This is a genomic window from Halomonas sp. 113 (assembly GCF_904067645.1).
GTDB classification, from domain to species: domain Bacteria; phylum Pseudomonadota; class Gammaproteobacteria; order Pseudomonadales; family Halomonadaceae; genus Vreelandella; species Vreelandella titanicae.
In genome coordinates, this window is the sequence record NZ_LR881453.1 from 971,518 (window position 1) to 989,328 (window position 17,811).

General features: G+C 52.3%; 17 protein-coding genes. 8 read left to right on the plus strand and 9 right to left on the minus strand.

The annotated features are described in order from the left end of the window. Window positions 1-149 precede the first annotated feature (149 nt). Together YERSI8AC_RS04755 and YERSI8AC_RS04760 are read left to right on the plus strand one after the other, a co-directional pair. Window positions 150-1,877, plus strand: coding sequence for a mechanosensitive ion channel family protein (locus YERSI8AC_RS04755; RefSeq protein ID WP_159176213.1), 1,728 nt, complete (start codon window positions 150-152; stop codon window positions 1,875-1,877). 92 nt (window positions 1,878-1,969) lie between these two features. Further along, window positions 1,970-2,401, plus strand: a complete 432-nt coding sequence (locus tag YERSI8AC_RS04760) for a helix-turn-helix domain-containing protein (protein WP_022519612.1) — start codon at window positions 1,970-1,972, stop codon at window positions 2,399-2,401. Window positions 2,402-2,417: 16 nt separating this feature from the next. Here the strand turns inward: YERSI8AC_RS04760 and YERSI8AC_RS04765 are convergent, their stop codons facing one another. Next, window positions 2,418-3,194, minus strand: a complete 777-nt coding sequence (locus YERSI8AC_RS04765; protein ID WP_022519611.1) for a glutamate racemase — start codon at window positions 3,192-3,194, stop codon at window positions 2,418-2,420. A 227-nt stretch (window positions 3,195-3,421) separates the two neighbouring features. On the opposite strand from YERSI8AC_RS04765, the gene YERSI8AC_RS04770 reads away from it, so the two are divergent. The 3 genes from YERSI8AC_RS04770 (at window position 3,422) to YERSI8AC_RS04780 (ending at window position 5,381) form a co-directional block, all read left to right on the plus strand. Continuing rightward, the gene (locus YERSI8AC_RS04770; RefSeq protein WP_022519610.1) at window positions 3,422-3,793 is read left to right on the plus strand and encodes an antitoxin Xre-like helix-turn-helix domain-containing protein; all 372 of its coding nucleotides are present in this window, start codon (window positions 3,422-3,424) and stop codon (window positions 3,791-3,793) included. After that, complete coding sequence (locus YERSI8AC_RS04775) at window positions 3,790-4,539, plus strand: RES family NAD+ phosphorylase (protein WP_022519609.1); 750 nt, start codon at window positions 3,790-3,792, stop codon at window positions 4,537-4,539. The genes YERSI8AC_RS04770 and YERSI8AC_RS04775 overlap by 4 nt, the downstream gene beginning before the upstream one ends. Window positions 4,540-4,616: 77 nt before the next feature. Then, window positions 4,617-5,381, plus strand: coding sequence for an alpha/beta hydrolase family protein (locus YERSI8AC_RS04780; protein WP_159176214.1), 765 nt, complete (start codon window positions 4,617-4,619; stop codon window positions 5,379-5,381). A gap of 99 nt (window positions 5,382-5,480) precedes the next feature. On the opposite strand, the gene YERSI8AC_RS04785 is transcribed toward YERSI8AC_RS04780, so the two are convergent. The 5 genes from YERSI8AC_RS04785 to YERSI8AC_RS04805 form a co-directional block, all read right to left on the minus strand. Next, window positions 5,481-5,972 carry a RidA family protein gene (locus YERSI8AC_RS04785; protein ID WP_035538940.1) on the minus strand — a complete coding sequence of 164 codons (492 nt, stop codon included), beginning with the start codon at window positions 5,970-5,972 and terminating at the stop codon, window positions 5,481-5,483. A 61-nt stretch (window positions 5,973-6,033) separates the two neighbouring features. After that, window positions 6,034-6,435 carry a c-type cytochrome gene (locus YERSI8AC_RS04790; RefSeq protein ID WP_022519606.1) on the minus strand — a complete coding sequence of 134 codons (402 nt, stop codon included), beginning with the start codon at window positions 6,433-6,435 and terminating at the stop codon, window positions 6,034-6,036. A 13-nt stretch (window positions 6,436-6,448) separates the two neighbouring features. Then, the gene (locus tag YERSI8AC_RS04795) at window positions 6,449-8,035 is read right to left on the minus strand and encodes a flavin monoamine oxidase family protein (protein WP_159176215.1); all 1,587 of its coding nucleotides are present in this window, start codon (window positions 8,033-8,035) and stop codon (window positions 6,449-6,451) included. A 324-nt stretch (window positions 8,036-8,359) separates the two neighbouring features. Continuing rightward, window positions 8,360-8,722, minus strand: coding sequence for a DUF952 domain-containing protein (locus YERSI8AC_RS04800; RefSeq protein ID WP_159176216.1), 363 nt, complete (start codon window positions 8,720-8,722; stop codon window positions 8,360-8,362). 232 nt (window positions 8,723-8,954) lie between these two features. After that, entirely contained in the window at window positions 8,955-12,428 is a 3,474-nt protein-coding gene (locus tag YERSI8AC_RS04805; RefSeq protein ID WP_159176217.1) for an acyl-[ACP]--phospholipid O-acyltransferase, read from the minus strand. Window positions 12,429-12,587: 159 nt separating this feature from the next. On the opposite strand from YERSI8AC_RS04805, the gene YERSI8AC_RS04810 reads away from it, so the two are divergent. Next, window positions 12,588-13,325, plus strand: coding sequence for a helix-turn-helix domain-containing protein (locus tag YERSI8AC_RS04810; protein ID WP_022523633.1), 738 nt, complete (start codon window positions 12,588-12,590; stop codon window positions 13,323-13,325). Between the two features lie 39 nt (window positions 13,326-13,364). On the opposite strand, the gene YERSI8AC_RS04815 is transcribed toward YERSI8AC_RS04810, so the two are convergent. Next, window positions 13,365-14,300 (minus strand): LysR substrate-binding domain-containing protein, encoded by a 936-nt coding sequence (locus YERSI8AC_RS04815; protein ID WP_022523632.1) that lies wholly within the window; start codon window positions 14,298-14,300, stop codon window positions 13,365-13,367. A 97-nt stretch (window positions 14,301-14,397) separates the two neighbouring features. Here YERSI8AC_RS04815 and YERSI8AC_RS04820 point away from each other — a divergent pair, with 97 nt between their 5' ends. Continuing rightward, window positions 14,398-15,327 (plus strand): DMT family transporter, encoded by a 930-nt coding sequence (locus tag YERSI8AC_RS04820; RefSeq protein WP_159176218.1) that lies wholly within the window; start codon window positions 14,398-14,400, stop codon window positions 15,325-15,327. Window positions 15,328-15,363: 36 nt separating this feature from the next. Next, complete coding sequence (locus YERSI8AC_RS04825; protein ID WP_141439823.1) at window positions 15,364-16,230, plus strand: putative RNA methyltransferase; 867 nt, start codon at window positions 15,364-15,366, stop codon at window positions 16,228-16,230. A gap of 139 nt (window positions 16,231-16,369) precedes the next feature. On the opposite strand, the gene YERSI8AC_RS04830 is transcribed toward YERSI8AC_RS04825, so the two are convergent. Both YERSI8AC_RS04830 and YERSI8AC_RS04835 read right to left on the minus strand, forming a co-directional pair. Then, window positions 16,370-16,576, minus strand: a complete 207-nt coding sequence (locus YERSI8AC_RS04830) for a cold-shock protein (protein WP_007111402.1) — start codon at window positions 16,574-16,576, stop codon at window positions 16,370-16,372. 404 nt (window positions 16,577-16,980) lie between these two features. Beyond that, on the minus strand, window positions 16,981-17,721 hold the full coding sequence (locus YERSI8AC_RS04835; protein ID WP_159176219.1) for an SDR family oxidoreductase: 741 nt from the start codon (window positions 17,719-17,721) through the stop codon (window positions 16,981-16,983). Window positions 17,722-17,811: the final 90 nt, after the last annotated feature.

The following is a 17,811-nucleotide window of genomic DNA, read 5'->3' on the forward strand; positions in this document are numbered from 1 at the left end:
ACTATTGCATTCTGTCTTGCTTCATTCAGTAAGGTAGGCTGTACTTTGTTCCTCCACTGACATGGATAGTCCAGTAATGACGCTGGACTGGCTCGATAGGGCCGGTCGGTGGGTAGTCAAACTGACCCACTTCAATGAATAAGGCATTTATGAAAGCAAACAGCTCGTGGCTCGCATGGGTTTTGTTGGTGATGGCACTGACCTTTTCCAACCTATGCGCGGCACAAACTCAAGGAGGAGAGAGCGAAAGTGAGCGGTGGTTTACCATCGATGCGTTAAATACGGGGCTTGGTGAACCTCCCGAAGAGGCAAACCGAGTAACACCGCGAGAATCGATCAGGAGTTTTTTGCACCTCACGGGCCAGGAAGAGTATGCAGCCGCTGCCCATATGCTCAACCTTTCCGAGTTCTCAGAGGATGAGCAACGCGAGCAAGGGGGGGAGCTCGCCCGGCAACTGGCAGAGATTTTTCAACGCGGCGAGTGGTTGAGCGTTTCCGATCTGCCCGGTCGCGAAGACGCGGTGATTGAAGATCCCGCAGGCCAAAACCCCCGCGTTGGCGAGACCCGTCGCAACGTTGAGGTCTCCTCTTTAAAAGCCGATGGCGAAACCTACGATATCCGCTTGGGTCGATACCGCGTGGGTGACCAGGAGCCAGTCTGGCTAATCATGCCTATCAGTGTGTCTTATATTCCGGCGCTGTATGAACAGTACGGCCCCTCAGCTCTGGAAAGCTATATTCCCGAACGCTTCCAGGCCTCGTTTGGCGTCCTGAGAATTTGGGAATGGATCGCGATTCCCTTGTTTGTGCTATTTATCGGGCTCGTAGGGTGGGGAGTTCACCGTCTGATCAGCTTGATGTCGAAATGGTTACCTTCAGGAGTGTCGAGCATTTTTGCCAGCCAAATCGGTATGCCTGGGGCGCTGATTGCAATGTCGCTGGTTACCCAGATGGTGCTGGATTATGTGGTGTCGTTTTCTGCGGTTGCCACCACAACCTTTCGGGTGCTGTTAATCAGTATTATGGCCTGGGGAGTCGGCACGATTGCGTTGCGCTTAGTGGATACCATTATGCTGCGTTTAACGCGGCGTATTGTGGGTGAAATCGATGATACCAAGCCCAGAGACGAGCGCAGACTACTGACGTCACTCTACGCGTTGCGCCGAGTCATTATTCTGATCACCGTTACCGGCGTATCCATCTACATACTGGGCCAGGTTCAGCTCTTCGAAACCCTTGGCTTATCGATTCTGGCGTCTGCCAGTGTATTGGCCGTATTAGTGGGCGTGGCGGGCCAAACGGTACTTGGCAATATCCTCGCTTCATTTCAGTTATCGTTTGCTAAACCCATTCGCATTGGCGATTTGGTGATCTTTGAAGACGAGTGGTGCTATGTCGAAGGTATCTTTTATACCTTTATCCGGTTGAGGTCATGGGATGAGCGGCGTTTGATTGTGCCCGTTACCTATTTTACTTCTAAGCCATTCGACAATTTGTCGGTAAAAAGTACCAAGATGTACCGGTCATTGACGCTGACGCTTCACTTAAGCGCCGATATAGGACTGTTAAGAGAGAAATTTATCGAGGTCGCCAAAGAAGAAGACAGCGTTATCGAACACCATAAGCTGCTCTGCTACGTAACGGCACAAACAGGAACGGCGCAAACCGTCACTTGTTACCTCATGACCTCAGACCCTTTGGCGGGTTGGACAGCGGAAATGAATGTGCGCGAGAAGCTGCTGGCGTTTATCCGCGATAACCATCCAGAGTGGTGGCCACGTGAAATTGTGGTTATCAGCCACAACGATATCGCCCGAGGGGCGCAAGGAAAAAGCTCGGAGGGAGTGGGTAGTGTTGAGGTCAAACCATTTGAATAAAGGGTGTTTGTGCAGCGGCAGATAACGCTTTCGCGTATTTTACCCATAAAGTAGTCTTGTTATGACAAGGGTAAGTGGAAAAAGGAGTGACTATGCACGCACTCGTTGAGCAAGCGACGGAACACTGGGTTTATCTTGCCCCTCTTCTTAGCGATCCACATTCCGAAGCTGAATACGATGCCCGGGTCGAGGCGCTTGATGAAATTCTTGATCTTGTCGGTGACGATGAGACACACCCACTTGTCGGCCTGGCGAATCGCTTGGGTGATATCATTGAGTCCTATGATGAAGCACATCGCCCGATGCCTGAGGTGTCTGGAAGTGAGGTACTTCGCTACCTTATGCAAGAGCATGGGATAGCGCAGAGCGAGCTACCTGAAGTTGGCGCTCAATCAGTGGTGTCTGAAGTTCTCAGTGGGCGCCGCAAGCTGAACTGGCGCCAAATCTGCGAGCTTTCGGAACGGTTTGGCATCGCTACCGACTCGTTTAAAGAACCCAGGGAAAAACTACGCGTTTTGACCTGATAAAGCCTTATGGCGCTTAGACTACCTCTAGCGGTATATCGATGCCGAACTGCTGCAACATACGTCGGAATGTCTCAACATCATAGGCCTCGCTTTCTGTCACCAGACCTTGAATTTGGCCTGTGCCCGGCGTGCCATCGCCTAATCCAGCGACAATAGATTCGGCGGGGTCGAGGAATCGGCAACTGGGTCTCGCCGCTTCGAAGAAGGAGCGAAGCCATGGTAAATGCGTGCTGGAAAGTGTCAGCGTGTCGATATCGGGGTGCTGCCGGAAGACGCCGTCGATAAAAGCAGTGACCGCTTTCTGCGTCGCTTTTGGGTCGAATAGAAAGGCGCCATTCTCGACAAGCTCCACCATGGACGAAGCATTGATCAGGCTGACATTCTCCGGGTGGGGTGCATGGCGAGCTATGAACTGTTTGAGCGGCGAGCTTTCGATGAGTGAATGCACCCCCATGATGCCGATCTTGCCGCTCGCCGACATAGCGAGTGCTTCTTCGATGGGCGGGTAGACGCCGAACAATGGCACCAAGGTGCTTTGGCGAACATCATCCAGCACCATGATAGACGGTGCGTTCGATGCGATGACGATGGCAGAGGGTGCATAGCCCTCAAGAAAACGCAGTGTGCGATGCATGACAGCGAGTAGCTCTTCACGCCCTTTGCTCCCATAAGGAAAGCTCGCCCGATCAGCGAAATAAACAATATCCTGTTTGGGAAGGCGCTTATGTATCTCGGCAACAATGGCATAGCTACCAATGCCAGCGTCGAAAACAGCGATTGGCTGGTGCATAGTAATATCCTGGGTGTCGGCTAAAGTCTAATGATCCATAATATTCTAATGCGATGGAAGCGTCATTTTTAGCTACTATGCTAGTTAAACTTTATACGGTGATGGGGCACGGCACTAAATGAAACCATTCGCCTGGCCACCTAGATAAATAGGAAAATTGTGCTCAGTGTGTGAATAAAGAACTTTTTTGCTATCATTGATGAAAATCCATCTCTCTGAGGTGCGCCATGCCAGCTCTTACTCAAACAAAGCCCACCCCGGAAATGGTGCTAGCTAAAGCAGTTTTGCGTGCTGCTGAGCAATTGGGTTTATCGCAGTCTGATTTGGCAGAGGTGCTAGGCGTACACCGCACGACTATTACCCAACTTAAAAAAAGCCTGAAGCTTGACCCGAACTCTAAGCAGGGTGAACTAGCTCTGCTGCTTATCCGCTTGGCTCGAGCATTATTCGCTCTTACCGGAGGCGACCAAACATGGATTCAGCATTTTATGCGAACATCCAATCGTGTTACTGGTGGCATCCCGGCCGAGCAGGTAACACGTTTGGAGGGGCTGTTTGCGGTACTGAGATTCGTGGATGGTATGCGGGGTAAAGTGTGAGTGTGTGGGAAGCCTGTGGCGGCGCGCGAAATATTAAACCTATTTCCGGAACCCTTTATCGACTGGTGGAAAGTCAGGAGCAAGTCGCAACGCTTAGCTATGTCGACACGTTAGAAGAGCAGGAGATGCTTGAAGCACTGCTTGAAACTGCTAAACCGCCTTACCCTGAACAGGAGCGAGACCTGCACTATCTTCTAAAAACCCCTTTTCGGTATCCCCCTCTCAAATGGGGGTCACGTTTTGGCCGTGTGTTTGAGCCAAGCATTTTCTACGGTGGTAAGGGCATTGCTACCACTCTCGCTGAATCTGCCTACTACCGACTGGTTTTCTGGTACTCCATGGAAGGTGATCCCGTTACCGCCTCGCTGCGCTCAGAGCACACACTCTTTTCTGTAGACTATGCCGCTAAACGGGGAGTGAGGCTATACGCAGGCTTCTTTGTCGACCACCTTGCGGTACTGAAACATCCAGTTGATTACGCCCCGTGTCAGCAATTGGGTAGCGCAATGCGTGGGGCAGGCGTTGAGGCGTTTGAGTATGCCTCCGCAAGAGATATTCAGGGTGGTGCGTGCGTGGGCTTGTTTACCCCTGATGCGCTTGCCCAGCATGAGCCAGCCGATATGCGCCCTTGGCTTTGCGTTACAAGTGCCGCTCAAGTGTCATTTAAACGCAAAGACGCATCAGGCGTTTATACCTACCACCTGGATGATTTTCTTCACCAAGGCGTGTTGCCTTTCCCTGCTTAGTGAACGGCTTTCCGAGCAGGGTTTGACAAAAAGTTAGTTTGGATGAATCAGAAAACAAGGAAGGAATGGTTGTCTAAATGCCTTTAAATATCGTGCAGCGTTTGCTACCCGGCTGGGGCGTTACTTATGGCCCGCCGGGCGATGGCTCTTTTCCAGCCGCCATGTTGTTGCATGGTTCTGAAGGCGCGTGGTCAGGGTGGAGCCATCGTGATGCGATGCTATTCGCCGCTCATGGCTTCTTGGCGTTCCCTTATGGCTACTCAAGCGGCGGTAATGCATGGAATGCGGGGCATATTATCGATTACCCACTGGATCGCAGCGTGGAGGCATTTAAAGCCCTACGAGAATTCCAGTTCGCTGATAAGCGGGTAGGGCTTTATGGTATTTCACGCGGTGCCGAGCATGCGTTATTGCTCGCTTCCCTAATGGCAAGAGATAAGATCAAGGGCGCACCTGATGCCATCGCTGCGCATAGCCCGCCAGATGTTGTGTGCGGAGCCTTTGATGCACGTAATTTTCGCGATGGAGGGGATCCAGGTTGGCAAGCCTGGGACGTCAGCAAGCGCGCCTGGACATGGCGTGACAGTCACGAAAGCTTGCTACCGACCACGCCGATCGAAATCGAACGCTACCCTGGGCCGCTACTACTTTCCCATGGTACCAAAGACCGAATGTGGTCGGTGGAAATGACCAAGCGTCTGGAAAAACGCCTGCGCGAGCATGGCCGCTCCCCAGAAGTTCACTACTACGAAGGTGAAGATCATATACCCAGTAGCTCTGGGCAGAATGCACACTGCCAACTACTGCTAGATTTTTTCTCAAAGCATTTGATAAAACCTTAAAAATAGAAGCGCGAACAGCCTCATAGCCGCTAGCGGTGCCATCACAAAACAGCCAACTACATTAATGTAGTCGGCTGTTTTGCTGTCCTGCTGTTTAAATTATGGCCTAACGGCGGTAACTTCGATCTCTACCAGCCAGCCGGGGTTGACCAGCGCATCGACGACCATGGCGGAGCGCACAGGGAGGTTAGGCTGTTCTTCGGTGCCAAAGAATTGTGTATATCCCGCCATGAAGCCTTTGAAATCGACGGTCTCACCCTCAGGGGCTACAAGAAACGCCTGCATTTTGACGATATCGCCGACACCTAAACCGAGACCTTCCAGGTTCGACTTAATGCGGTTCATAACCGTGACCGTTTGTTCTTCGGTTGTTCCAAACGCCTCCATACTATTTGGATCAGCATCTTCATTAATGATGCTAGGAACAGTGCCACTGAGATAAACCGTTGTACTATCGGAAGGGATTTCAACCGCCTGCAGTATAGGGAAATCTGAATTGGGAATGGGGTGGCGAATAATGTCTTCAGCAAGAGCCGAACCCGCATAAGCAGAAAGAAGTGTTAGGCCAATAATCGTGCTTTTAAAACTCATCATATATTTCCTTTTGGGAGTAAGAACGCGTTTTGCGTTGCTTAAGGCTTAGCGAAAAGCCTTAGCGCATGTTCTTTACCAGTTCTGTACTGGCTTCGTTATCAGTGTAGTTATTACCAAAGTTGGTGCGGATAAAGTTCACCACCGAAGCAACTTGCTCGTCATCCAGTAAGCCGCCTAGCGGGGGCATGGCTTTATGTCCGTGAATAACAAGGCTGATAGGGTAAGCGGTCGCCATTAAGCTGGGATTGTTAGCAAGCGCTGGATATTCTCCTGCCCCTTTGGCGCCTTGCCCATTGGGCATGTGACAACCGGCGCAAACGCCCGCATAGATGGAAGCCCCGTCGGTTTGAGTTAACGTAGAAGGGTCATCGAACCAAGTGGTGGTATCAATGGAGGTCTCCTGGGCGATGGCCGGCATTGAGAGAAAGAGTGCTGCCATTGATGTGAATAGCATTTTCATAATCACAGACTCCTTAAATCTCAGTAATGGTGGTGTGTAGGCGTTCGACGGCATCCAGAGCGGAGAGTACGGCCCCTTCCATCCACGCAGGTAGATACGAAATATGCTCACCTGCCATTAGCGTTCGTCCATCTATTGCGGTGGCATCCTGGTAGTCCGCTTCACGGTCTTGCCACAGGCCATAGCAACCTAAGGTCCATGGAACACGATGCCATGCGACTGAAGCGCCGGTTTTGAACTCATCGTAATATTGAGGGTGAATCTGCGAACCGTATTCCATCACTTTGTCGATACGTTCTTCGGGGGAGAGGGCGTTAAATTGATAGGCGTAGGCTCCCCAAGGGTAAGCCGCTAAAAGGACTCCTGGGCCATCGCTAAACATGTTGTAGGGTGGGTAAGAAATTAACGTAATGGGAAGATTGGTATAGCTAATGCCGCCATAGATATGTTCGTCCTCTTCCCAGAAGCGCCGCTTAAACTCAATTCCAGCCTTGAAGGCTGATGCATAGGGCATTGAATCAATGATCTTGCTCATGCGAGGTGAAAAGTCATGGTCAATCTGGCTAAGCACGGAAAACGGAATGGTGCAGATACAGTAATCGGCCGTTTCTGTCTGCTCATTGCTACCACTATCGGCAGATATCCAAGAGGCGGTTACTTGGTCGCCTTCGTGGCGTATGCGAGTCACTTTCGCGTTGTAGGTAATCAGCTCGCCAACCTGTTCTTCAAACCCTTTTGCAATCATGTCCATTCCACCCACCGGCTGGAAAATGGTGGACTGCATGTGCAAATTATCGCCAGTGGTAAGGTTACGCCATAACGTTGAGTTTAGTATTTCTGAGAGTGAGTTGACCTGAGATGGCTCAGGCTTTCCATCAACACCGCCGCCTTCAGGGTGACTCCAACCTCGGAAAGTGGAGGACTCGCTGCCCGTTATATAATCTAAGTTGTCATTTAATGCGCCATAGCGTTTAAGTGCGGCAACGAGCTTTTCTGCATCTTCAACACTAACTGCCTCATCTAGCCCCTGTTGATCAACGACTTTGGCAAGTAGCTCTGCAACGTGACCTCTGAAATCGGTGGCCACTTCCTTGAAGCGTTGAGGCTGAGCATCAAAGGCTTCTGAGTCGTGTAAGTAAGCGTTGTAATTGACCTGAATAAAGGGTTCTAGTTTCACTCCAAAGCGTTTGCAGTAATCCAATACGGCGAAGTGATCCGAAGGGATTCGCCATGGGCCAGGATTTAAGTAGTTGCCTTCAGCAAAATCGATATGCTGGGTAAAACCGCCTAACTCGGTGTAGCTATCTCCACCGCGTAACGTCCAGCAGCGGCCACCTGCTTTATCGCGATACTCCAGCACTTTGACATTATAACCAGCGTTGCGCAGTTCAAAGGCTGCCGTCATACCGGCTAAGCCAGCCCCTAAGATTAATATATTGGTATTGTCAGGGGCTCCCTGTAGGTTTAAGCGCCCTCGCCAATTAGACTGAGATGCAAAGCCCATTGTGCTCATTGCGGAATACATGGCCGCAGCTCCCGCCACCGCGCCCACCATGCCTAAAAAAGATCGACGCGTTACACCTTCTGGATTGAATGACATTGCTACCTCACTATGAAGTCATAGGCAGGCAAGTAGAGTCCTTTCAGTAACGTGATGTCGTCCTACTGCAGCAGGCGCTGCGTTGAGTTAATCTTCAGGGCTCTAATTATCCGGCCAATATACGTAATATCTGAACGTATGCAGGTGATGTGCCAAATTAAATTAACCCTTTGTTTTTATTATATAAGTAAAAGTTTATACATGATTTTAAGGAAACACGCACCGATAAAAACGTGCAACTTAGTGCGCGTTTCTAGGGGGGATCTCCTTTTTGGTGCGAAAGGGGGATTGTATTGGTAAGTGGATATCTGCTTTTGATTGCCCTTATATTCCGCATGATCTTCTAGAGATTTTCTCCCCACCAAAAAGCCCCTCTCGGTAGCTAATAGGTGTGGCGGTGATGATGGCTGCTTGGGGCAGGTTGTCGATATGCGCTCTCGGCTGCAGCCAGGGCTGCTCATCACTGGGTGGCAGCCACTCAATACGGTCGTTAAATAGCGCATCATCAATCTCTAACACCAACGGTGCTTCTGCATAGACGAAGTATTTGTTGGCGATAAAAAGAACAGCTTCTTCAACATTCAAATGAACGCAGTCGAGCTTATGATCGTTTCCGCAGCGGGGTACATAGCCAAGTTGCTGAGTTTGATCCCAAATAGTTTTACTAACGACTCTGAATAAGCGCATAAGAGCTCCAGTGGTTTTTTTCCGACTAAGGTAGCCTAAAACCTAAAGTTAACTTGAGGTCAAGTGGCGCTGAAGATGTAATATCAGGTATGAAGTCATGCTGCTGATTGAGAAATGGCTAAGCTAAGCGGCCTGCTGATTTTAGAACTGATTTATTAAGAAGAGCTAGATACTGCACAGCGCATATTGAGTTTGGGCTTTGCTGTACAGTATCTCATTCCAACATCAGCTTTTAATGCTTCAAATCTTCCTCTGTCAGTTCTTGGGCCAAACGTTTCGCCCCTGCAAAGTCCGCTTTTCCAGAGCCAAGGTGAGGGATGGTCTCTACCGTAAACCAATGGCTGGGGATCATCATGGGTGACGTACCGTTAGCGAGCATAGTGGCCTTGACGGTTTTGGCGTCTAACGCTGTTTCTGAAAGCAGCACAATGCGCTCGCCCTTGCGGCTATCGGGAATATTCACCGCCATCAGCGATGTGTCTGTATCCTCCAGAGCTGCTTTAACTGCCGCCTCAACGGCGCTGAGACTGATCATTTCACCGCCTATTTTGGCAAAGCGGGCGTAGCGGTCAATCAGGGTTAAGAAGCCGTCTTCATCGATAAAGCCTTTATCCCCCGTTATGTACCAGCGGTAGCCATCGATCACATGAAGCGCCTTGGTCGTGCGGTTGGGGTCATTGAGATAGCCCTGCATTATTTGCGGGCCGCTAATCAATATCATGCCAGCCTCGCCGGTCGGTAGCTCTTCAAAGCTATCAGGGTTGACGATTTTGAAGCTGGTGCCGGGCAAAGGCATACCGACGGTGCCTGCTTTGCTGCCCCGCTGCACCTGTTGATAGTGAACGCCCATGGCGTCGGGAAGATTCACTGAGGCGACTGGGGCGATTTCCGTGGCACCGTAGCCTTCATAAATAGGCTTGTGGAATTTCAGCGCAAAGCTGCTACGCACGTTTTCGTCGAGCTTCTCGGCTCCGGCAACCACCACCCTCAAGCTCTCCAGCATTAACGGATGCACCTTTGAGCTGCGTATAAACAGTCTTAAAAAGCTGGAGGTGCCGAACATGATAGTGGCTTTGTGCTTGGCAATAGCGCCCGCAATGCCGGGGGCATCGGTGGGGTCGGCGTGGCACACCAACGGCAGCCCTTCAATCAGCGGTAGCAGCTGGGTGACCGTAAGGCCAAAGGCGTGGAACAGCGGCAGTGAGCCCATTACCACGTCGTTGCTCTGGGTGTTGAGCACGTCAGAGGTCTGCTTGATATTGGCCATCAGGTTGCGGTGGCTCAACATCACGCCCTTGGGTTCGCCTTCACTTCCGCTGGAGAACAGGATGGCGGCGGTGGCGTCGGCATCGTGGCCGTGGCAGAAGCAGCGCTGTAGCAGCCAAGTCGGCAGTATTCTCACCGCCAGCCAGGTACTCAAGCGTTCGCCACGGCCAATCGTGGCCTGCAGGTCTTCTAAAAAGACCACCTGTTTCTCGCGAAGCAATTGGCTAACGTCGAGCCCGCGTTGCTCAAGCTTCTTCACAAAGCGCTGTGAGGTGAATACGGTAGCGATTTCCGCCTGGGAAAGGGCAGAGGTCAGCGCCTCGTGGTCGGCGGTGTAATTAAGGTTCACTACCGTTTTACCCGCCAGCAGCGTGGCCATATTAGTGATAACCCCGGCGCTGCTAGTTGGTAGCAGTAGGCCTACGTTCTGCCCTGGGTTGAGCTTGCGAAGTCGTTTTGCCATCAGCAGGCTGGCGGTGAGCGCTTGGCTTGCGTTGAGTGGGCGGCCCAGGGTATCAGCTAAGGCAAGGTCGCTAGGACGGCGCTTAACGCTTTGAATCCAGGCGTTAGGCAGGCTCGGGAGCTCGCCCATGGCCCGCTGCCAAGAGCGGGTAGCCTGCTCAAAAATACGCCGTTTAAGCACATCGGCAGAGGTGTCTTTGGGCAGCGGCTTGCCAAAAGCGACCACTACCGAGCGGTGGAATGGCGAATTGCGCAATTCTTTAAGCTTGCTGGATGAGCGGGAGAACTGGCTGCCCCACAGGCCTCGCAGGTAGAAGGGCACAATTTTGACGTCTGGATTTGCCATGTCACAGGCACGCTCGTAACCGCGGCGGAATTCGCCCAGTTGACCAGTGCGGCTGATCGCCCCTTCAGGAAACAGGCACACCACTTCGCCTGCGTTGAGCTGTTCAGCAACACCGGCTAGGGCCTTTTCGGCACCGCTGCCGCGCTCGATGGGAATACACCCCAAGGCTTTGAAGAACCAGCGCAGGTACCAACGCTGGTAAACCGATCTGAGCATGACAAAGCGCACTGGGCGGGGGCTGGCGATTTGTACCATGGCCCAATCCACCCAACTGATATGGTTGCCCAATAGCAGCACGCCGCCCTGGGCGGGCAGGTTCTGTAAGCCATGGACGTCTACGCGATAGCGGCGTGTCAGCAGGAAGCTCAACAGAAAGCGCACCAAGCTTTGGGGTAGCTTAACAATGGTGTAACCACCGCCCACCATGGCCACGGTAGCGATAAGTAGCAGCAGGTAGTGGCTATTCACTCCCGCCAACGCGAACAGCGCTGTGAGCACCAAAAAGCCCAGCATGGCGATGTTTTGAATCCAGTTGTTGGCGGCCAGTACGGTGCCTAGCTCGTTGTCGGCGGCGTGAAACTGAATCAGCGCATTGAGCGGCACGATGAACAGCCCACCCATGATGCCGATGAACACAAAGTTCAGCGCTTGGCCAACGGGTGTGGTCAACAGCGGCAAGCACCATAAACCCACGGCCACCCCAATAGCGCCTACGGGGATCAAGCCGGTTTCAATACGGTTGTGGGAAAGTTTGCTGGCGAATAGCGAGCCAAGCGCAATTCCGATGCCGCTAGCGGCGAGAATTCCCTGAAGCACTAAGGTGTTATCGATACTCAGGGCATCTTTGGCATAAGCAGGAAAGGCCGCCAGCAGCACTTGGCCCACTGACCAAAAGGTGGCAAGGCCGATAATGGAGAGCCTGATGACAGGCTGGCGAGCGATAATCCTCAGGTTGTCTTTCAAGGCAGCACCCTTGATGTAGCGCTGCCAGGTCAGCGGTATATCTGACCGAGTGGTGTTATCAAGCGGAAGGCGGTAAAGCGCCACCACCTGGATGGCGCTATTGAGCACCAGCAGCCAGCCCAGAGGGGCTATTTGGCGCAACAGCTGTGCTGGGGTTTGATCATCAGGGGTAATCCAGGTTTCAAACAGTGCGGTAAACGCCACGGTGCCCGCTAGAATGGCGCCAATCGTAACGGCCTGGATCAGCCCGTTGGCTTCCGCCAAACGCGGCTTGCCGAATAGCCCTTTTACCAGGCCGTATTTGGCCGGTGAGTAAAAGGCCGATTGAATCGCCAGCAGCAGCGTCATGGAAAATGCCAACCAGAACCAGCCCTGGTAGTAAGCGGCGGTGATGCCCAGTGAGACCACGACGGCGGCCCAGGCCGATGTGCGCAGAACACGTACCTTGGGATAGCTGTCAGCCACATGGCCCGCCGGGCTGAACAGTAAAATAAACGGCAGCAGGATAAGTCCGTTGACCAGTGCGGTGAGTACGACCTGTGCTTCGCCATCGTAACTTTTGAAGATCGTGTTCTGAATGACGATCTTGTGGCCTAGATCCACAAAGGCATTGAGAAAAATAGCGATCAAATAGGGCAAAGCGCCCTTCAAGTGCAGTAGTCGGTGCATCGTTGTTTAGCCTTCTTAATCCCTGGAAGTCGTAGCACTTTCTCTGTGAGGCTTACTGGTTGCAACTCATTTGCACAAAGTTGTGTTATGGGTGCTGGTCGGTATCGTTATTTGCTACTTTTATGTTGTCTGTTCTTTCATTTCACTGATGAGATTTCAATGTCCCAAGCCGATTCGCTGATTGAAACGCTAAAGCGCCAGCTCCGCGCTCAGGGTAAAACCTATGCCGATGTTGCTCAGTGGTTGGCACTGAGCGAGGCCTCCGTGAAGCGCCTGTTCGCAGAGAAGCACTTTACGCTATCGCGGTTAGAGTGCATCTGCGACCAGCTAAATATCGAATTCGCTGAACTGGTGCAGACCATGCAAGCGGACGAGCAGCGTTTGCAGGAGCTAACCCATGGCCAAGAGCAGAGTATTGTGGATGACCGTGAGCTGTTTCTGGTGGCTGTCTGCGTCATCAATGGCTATAGCTTCGACGAAATTCATCACCAGTACCAGCTCAGTGAAGCAGAATGTATCCGGCAGTTACTGAAGCTTGAGCGGCTTAAGCTTGTAGAGCTACTTCCCGATAACCGGATCCGACGGCGGGTCGCTGCTAATTTCCGCTGGCGGGCGGATGGGCCGATACAGCGTTTCTTTCAACAGCATATCGCCAACGAGTTTTTCCGTTCCCGTTTTGATAGTGACAGCGAAAAACTCATTGTCCTTAACGGACTATTATCCCCTGCGGGAAATGCTGAATGGCAGCAGACCATGCAACGCTTGGCGAAAGAGTTTCATGCGCTATGCGAACGAGAGAGTGGGCTACCCATTCATCAGCGGTTTGGCACGACCTCGGTGCTGGCGGTACGGCAGTGGCAGTATGGGCTGTTCCAAGGCTATAAGCGTGAGGGTTAAGTAAGAAGGTAGATGAAATAAAGGTTGAGACTGCCACCGCTATAGTGATGTATCACGAAAGCTGGCAGCTTCGTGCTCAAGCCACTCCGTGAATCGAGCTACCGCCGGTGGCGCTTCTCCATTACTAGGTAGAATCAGTTCGTAGGCGAACGGAGAAACGAGTGGATAGTGTTCCGCGAAGGGGCGTACCAAAACACCGCTCGCTAGCCGGTCAGCCACCAATGGGTAGCTGGCGAGTACCACGCCTTGCCCGGCAATGGCCTGATCGAGAGCCAAGCTGTAAAGCGAGTATTGCCGCTGGTTGGGCATCTTGGTTAGCGCTACCCCAGCGCTTTTAAACCAATCGCTCCAGCTTGGAATGGGGTGGCCTGCGTGGCTGCACCAATCCACGGTGAGCAGTGTCTGTGCCAGCAAATCGTCGGGGGTTTGCATGTTTGCCTGCGCTAATAGAGAGGGCGAACAAACCGGAAATAACGTGTCTTCAAACAGGCGTAGGCTGGTGACACCGGGCCAAGGGCCCTGGCCATAGCGCAATGATAAGCGTGCCCTGTTGGGCAACCACAGCGGTGGCGTTAAGCGCGCCTCGGCATCCAGAGAGATTTCTATTTGCCGTTCATTAGCTTCAAAGCGGGGTAAGCGGGGGAGTAGCCAGAGTTGTAGAAAGGAGGGCGGTGCACTCAGTAACAATCGAAAAGCCTCTTCTGAGCGCTCGGTGACGTTCTGTATGCCGCTTGCGATGCGCAAAAGGCCTGCCTGCACATCTTCAGCCAGTACCCGGCCTGCTTCGGTAACGCATACCCCATTGGCATGACGCTCAAACAGCACCACGCCTAAGTGGCCTTCCAACTGTTTGACCTGTCGGCTAACGGCGCCAGGCGTCACCCCGAGGCGATAAGCGGCGGCTTTGAAGCTATTTTCTCGCACGGCCTCGGCAAACGCGCGCAATGCATTCAGCGGTAGCCTTTCTATTCTCATAGCGTGAGTTTTCCTAAGCCTAGGGCCGATAAGTAATCGTTTGTATGCAATGACGCTTACTGCTGCAATGGGCACCTATATGTTATAGGAGCCCGCAATGAGTAATCAAAGAATAGCCTCCACCAACCACACTGTCTGCATGGTTGGTCGATCGCAGCGAAAGTCAGTGGACGCAGCGGCAGCATCGTTGATGCTGCTATTTTGCCTAGTGTTGGGTTTTCAGCAGGTGGCGATCAAGGGTGTGGCTGAGGATATCTCACCCGTGGTGCAGATGGCCCTGCGCTCAGCTTTGGCGGTGTGTCTGGTCGGCGGGCTGGCTTCTTGGCGCGGTATTCGCTGGGCGGATGTGGGTCATCATTGGGGCCCTGGGTTGCTGGTGGGCCTGGGGTTTGCGGCTGAGTTCGCTTTTATCGCCTGGGGATTAACCTATACCTTGGCGTCCCACATGTCGGTCTTTCTGTATACTGCGCCCATCTTCGCTGCCCTGGGTTTGCATCTTTGGGTACCTGGCGAGCAACTCTCCATTCGCCAGTGGTGGGGCGTTGGCTTGGCATTTCTGGGAATGGTGATTGCCATGGCGCCAAGCGGTGCTTACAGCATCGAGATTCTTATTGGGGATACGCTGGGCTTGCTCGCTGGCCTCTCATGGGCGGCCACGACCGTCGTGATCCGCAAGACTTCGCTTTCTGAGGCGCCAGCAGAGCTCACTCTGAGCTATCAACTGAGCGTGACGGCGTTGTTGCTCCTGCCGGTGGCGGCTATATCCGGGCAGCTAATGAGCGCGCAGTTTACCCCAATGGCGTTAGCCAGCCTTGGTTTTCAGACGCTGATCATTTCGTTTGCTGCGCTGCTGTTATGGTTTACCTTGCTGCGCCGCTACCGCGCTTCGCAGTTAGGCGTGTTTTCTTTCTTGGCGCCGCTTTTCGGTATTCTGTTTGGTACACTGCTGCTCAATGAGCCGCTGAGTATTAATTTTATAATCGGCGGTGGCGTTATTTTAGTTGGCATCATTCTGGTGACTCGCTAAACGCATGCACCCATCTACCTTTGCGAAGACACCGATATGAGCATCACCCCTTTTCAAGCACTGGCGTGCCCGCTAGACGGAAAACCACTCAGTTGGTCGGATAGTGTTTGGCGATGCTCTGATGGTCACAGCTTTGATATTGCTAAGCAGGGCTACGTTAATTTACTACCTGTGCAGCAAAAGCGTTCCCACGATCCGGGTGATAGCAAGGCGATGGTAGCTGCTCGCCAGCGTTTTCTTAACGCGGGGTACTATCAACCCATTGCGGAGGCAGTCAGTCATGCTGTGTTGGGCCATGCCGAGGTTCAAAAGGCAGACAGACTGCCTTTTAGCTGCCTGGATGCGGGCTGCGGTGAAGGTTATTACCTTCGCCAATTAGCTGACGCGGCGACTAACGCGCAGCCACTTTCACTGATGGGGCTGGATATCTCTAAATGGGCGGTATTGGCCGCAGCAAAACAGGATGCTAAGCAGGCACCGCTAAGCAGCTGGGTCGTGGGGAGTAATGCACACTTGCCGGTGCAGACGGGAACGTTGGATAGCGTGCTGTGTATGTTTGGCTTTCCAGTGGTAAGCGAGTTTGCTCGTGTGTTGAAAACCGGTGGCGTACTACTGCAGGTTGAAGCGGGGCCTAATCACTTGAGGGAGCTGCGGGAGATTATCTACCCCACGTTAAAAGCTGAACGTGCGAGTGAGACGGTAGTGCCCGATGGCTTTATTCACCATGGCAGCGAGAGGGTAAGCTACTCAATTGCACTAAATGGAAGTGAGGAAATTGCCGATCTGTTGGCGATGACGCCGCATCTTTACCGAACCAGCCCTGAGGGGCGTGATCGCGCAGCGGCACTTGAGGTGCTGGTGGTGACGGTGGATGTGCGAATAGTGATGTACATGCGAATATAGAAGGGTAGTGCAAACGCAGCTTCCCTTTAGTCTGCTCTAAACGCGCAGTTTTAATATGCCCAAACGCAACAAGGCCCGCATAAGCGGGCCTTGTTATCCGAACCTTAGAAGGTTCGAGCAAATTCTTAAGCGCTAGGGCTTAGGAAATTTGCTTGATGTTTGAAGCTTGGAGGCCTTTCTTACCCTGGGTAACGTCAAAAGAAACGTTAGCGCCTTCTTGCAGGGTTTTGAAGCCGTCTGCTTGAATTTCAGAGAAATGGGCAAACAGGTCATCGCCGCCGTCAGAAGGAGCAATAAAACCGAAGCCTTTAGTATCGTTGAACCACTTAACTGTGCCAGTAGACATAGTAAAAATCCTTTCGCGCAAAGCGCTTTGTAAAGTTCCTGGTATCACCCAGATTAATAGCGGATAAAACAAGGAATACAATTACAGTCTTGCCGAAAGATTTTGTACACGTCTATCTCGTACATTTCTAAATCTTTTTCGTACACTTCTGAAACCATGCTTGCTTGCTAACCAACTGGCGCTACATTGTCATGAATTGTAGCGCGTGTCAAAGCCTTTCTGGATTGTCTTGCCTATGGGGCGCAGTGAGAGCCTCTATTAGAGGTGGTCGCTGGAAAGTAGTGATAATGCCAGCGACCATCAGGGCACGTTTCCAGTAAATGGGAAGCTTGTTTTCTTACATGAATATCGCTCGTGCTAATGTTTACGTTTGGCCAAAAGCTCGGACAGCACCTGACGCGCAGTTAGTGACTCGCTGTAGGCCGTACGACGATATCGCTGGTATCTACGTCATCGGGCTGGTTGATGGCATGCGCAATGGCGGAGGCGATCGCTTCGGGCTTGAGAGCAATTTGGCGGAAAAGGTCGATTGCCTTTGCGGTTTCAGCGTCGGTGATGGTATTGGCCAGCTCTGATTCCACTACCCCGGGGTAGACACAGGTCACGCGGATCTTGTCGGTTTCCTGACGTAGCCCATCGGAAATAGCGCGCACCGCATATTTAGTGGCGCAGTAGACTGCTGCGGTGGGCATAACAGTGAGGCCACCGATGGAGGAGATGTTGATCACCTGGCCACTTTCCTGGGCCTCCATAGTAGGCAGAACAGCGGCGATACCATTGAGTACACCGCGAATGTTGACATCAATCATACGATTCCACTCATCTACCTTAAGTGCTGCTAACGGTGATAGCGGCATAACGCCTGCGTTGTTGACGATCACATCTATGCGGCCGTGGGTATTGATCGCGAAATCTGCAAACGACTGCATGTCCTGAAGGTCGGTGACATCCAGCGCTTGAAAATCCACTACGCCTCCTTCTTCGCGAAGTGATTGGGTCAATGCTTCCAATCGGTCAGTTCGGCGTGCGCCAATAATCAAACGGTGCCCTTGACCTGCAAGCCAGCGAGCAGTGGCTTCACCGATGCCGCTGCTGGCACCGGTCAATAAAACGACTTTGGAAGACGAGGTTGATAAAGCAGTCATTGGATAATCCTCAGGGTAGTGGGTACCCGGAGAAGATTAAGCTGCTGCGGCAGGCATCTGTATAGGCAATCCTATTGCATGCTTGCCTAA

Excerpts from the sequence above, each read along its gene's own strand:
- YERSI8AC_RS04800 (WP_159176216.1), bottom strand. The coding sequence starts at position 8,722 with ATGCGCTTATTCAGAGTCGTTAGTAAAACTATTTGGGATCAAACTCAG.
- YERSI8AC_RS04770 (WP_022519610.1), top strand. The coding sequence starts at position 3,422 with ATGCCAGCTCTTACTCAAACAAAGCCCACCCCGGAAATGGTGCTAGCT.
- YERSI8AC_RS04795 (WP_159176215.1), bottom strand. The coding sequence starts at position 8,035 with ATGTCATTCAATCCAGAAGGTGTAACGCGTCGATCTTTTTTAGGCATG.
- YERSI8AC_RS04805 (WP_159176217.1), bottom strand. The coding sequence starts at position 12,428 with ATGCACCGACTACTGCACTTGAAGGGCGCTTTGCCCTATTTGATCGCT.
- YERSI8AC_RS04815 (WP_022523632.1), bottom strand. The coding sequence starts at position 14,300 with ATGAGAATAGAAAGGCTACCGCTGAATGCATTGCGCGCGTTTGCCGAG.
- YERSI8AC_RS04835 (WP_159176219.1), bottom strand. The coding sequence starts at position 17,721 with ATGACTGCTTTATCAACCTCGTCTTCCAAAGTCGTTTTATTGACCGGT.
- YERSI8AC_RS04825 (WP_141439823.1), top strand. The coding sequence starts at position 15,364 with ATGAGCATCACCCCTTTTCAAGCACTGGCGTGCCCGCTAGACGGAAAA.
- YERSI8AC_RS04755 (WP_159176213.1), top strand. The coding sequence starts at position 150 with ATGAAAGCAAACAGCTCGTGGCTCGCATGGGTTTTGTTGGTGATGGCA.
- YERSI8AC_RS04760 (WP_022519612.1), top strand. The coding sequence starts at position 1,970 with ATGCACGCACTCGTTGAGCAAGCGACGGAACACTGGGTTTATCTTGCC.
- YERSI8AC_RS04830 (WP_007111402.1), bottom strand. The coding sequence starts at position 16,576 with ATGTCTACTGGCACAGTTAAGTGGTTCAACGATACTAAAGGCTTCGGT.
- YERSI8AC_RS04780 (WP_159176214.1), top strand. The coding sequence starts at position 4,617 with ATGCCTTTAAATATCGTGCAGCGTTTGCTACCCGGCTGGGGCGTTACT.
- YERSI8AC_RS04765 (WP_022519611.1), bottom strand. The coding sequence starts at position 3,194 with ATGCACCAGCCAATCGCTGTTTTCGACGCTGGCATTGGTAGCTATGCC.
- YERSI8AC_RS04785 (WP_035538940.1), bottom strand. The coding sequence starts at position 5,972 with ATGAGTTTTAAAAGCACGATTATTGGCCTAACACTTCTTTCTGCTTAT.
- YERSI8AC_RS04810 (WP_022523633.1), top strand. The coding sequence starts at position 12,588 with ATGTCCCAAGCCGATTCGCTGATTGAAACGCTAAAGCGCCAGCTCCGC.
- YERSI8AC_RS04790 (WP_022519606.1), bottom strand. The coding sequence starts at position 6,435 with ATGAAAATGCTATTCACATCAATGGCAGCACTCTTTCTCTCAATGCCG.
- YERSI8AC_RS04820 (WP_159176218.1), top strand. The coding sequence starts at position 14,398 with ATGAGTAATCAAAGAATAGCCTCCACCAACCACACTGTCTGCATGGTT.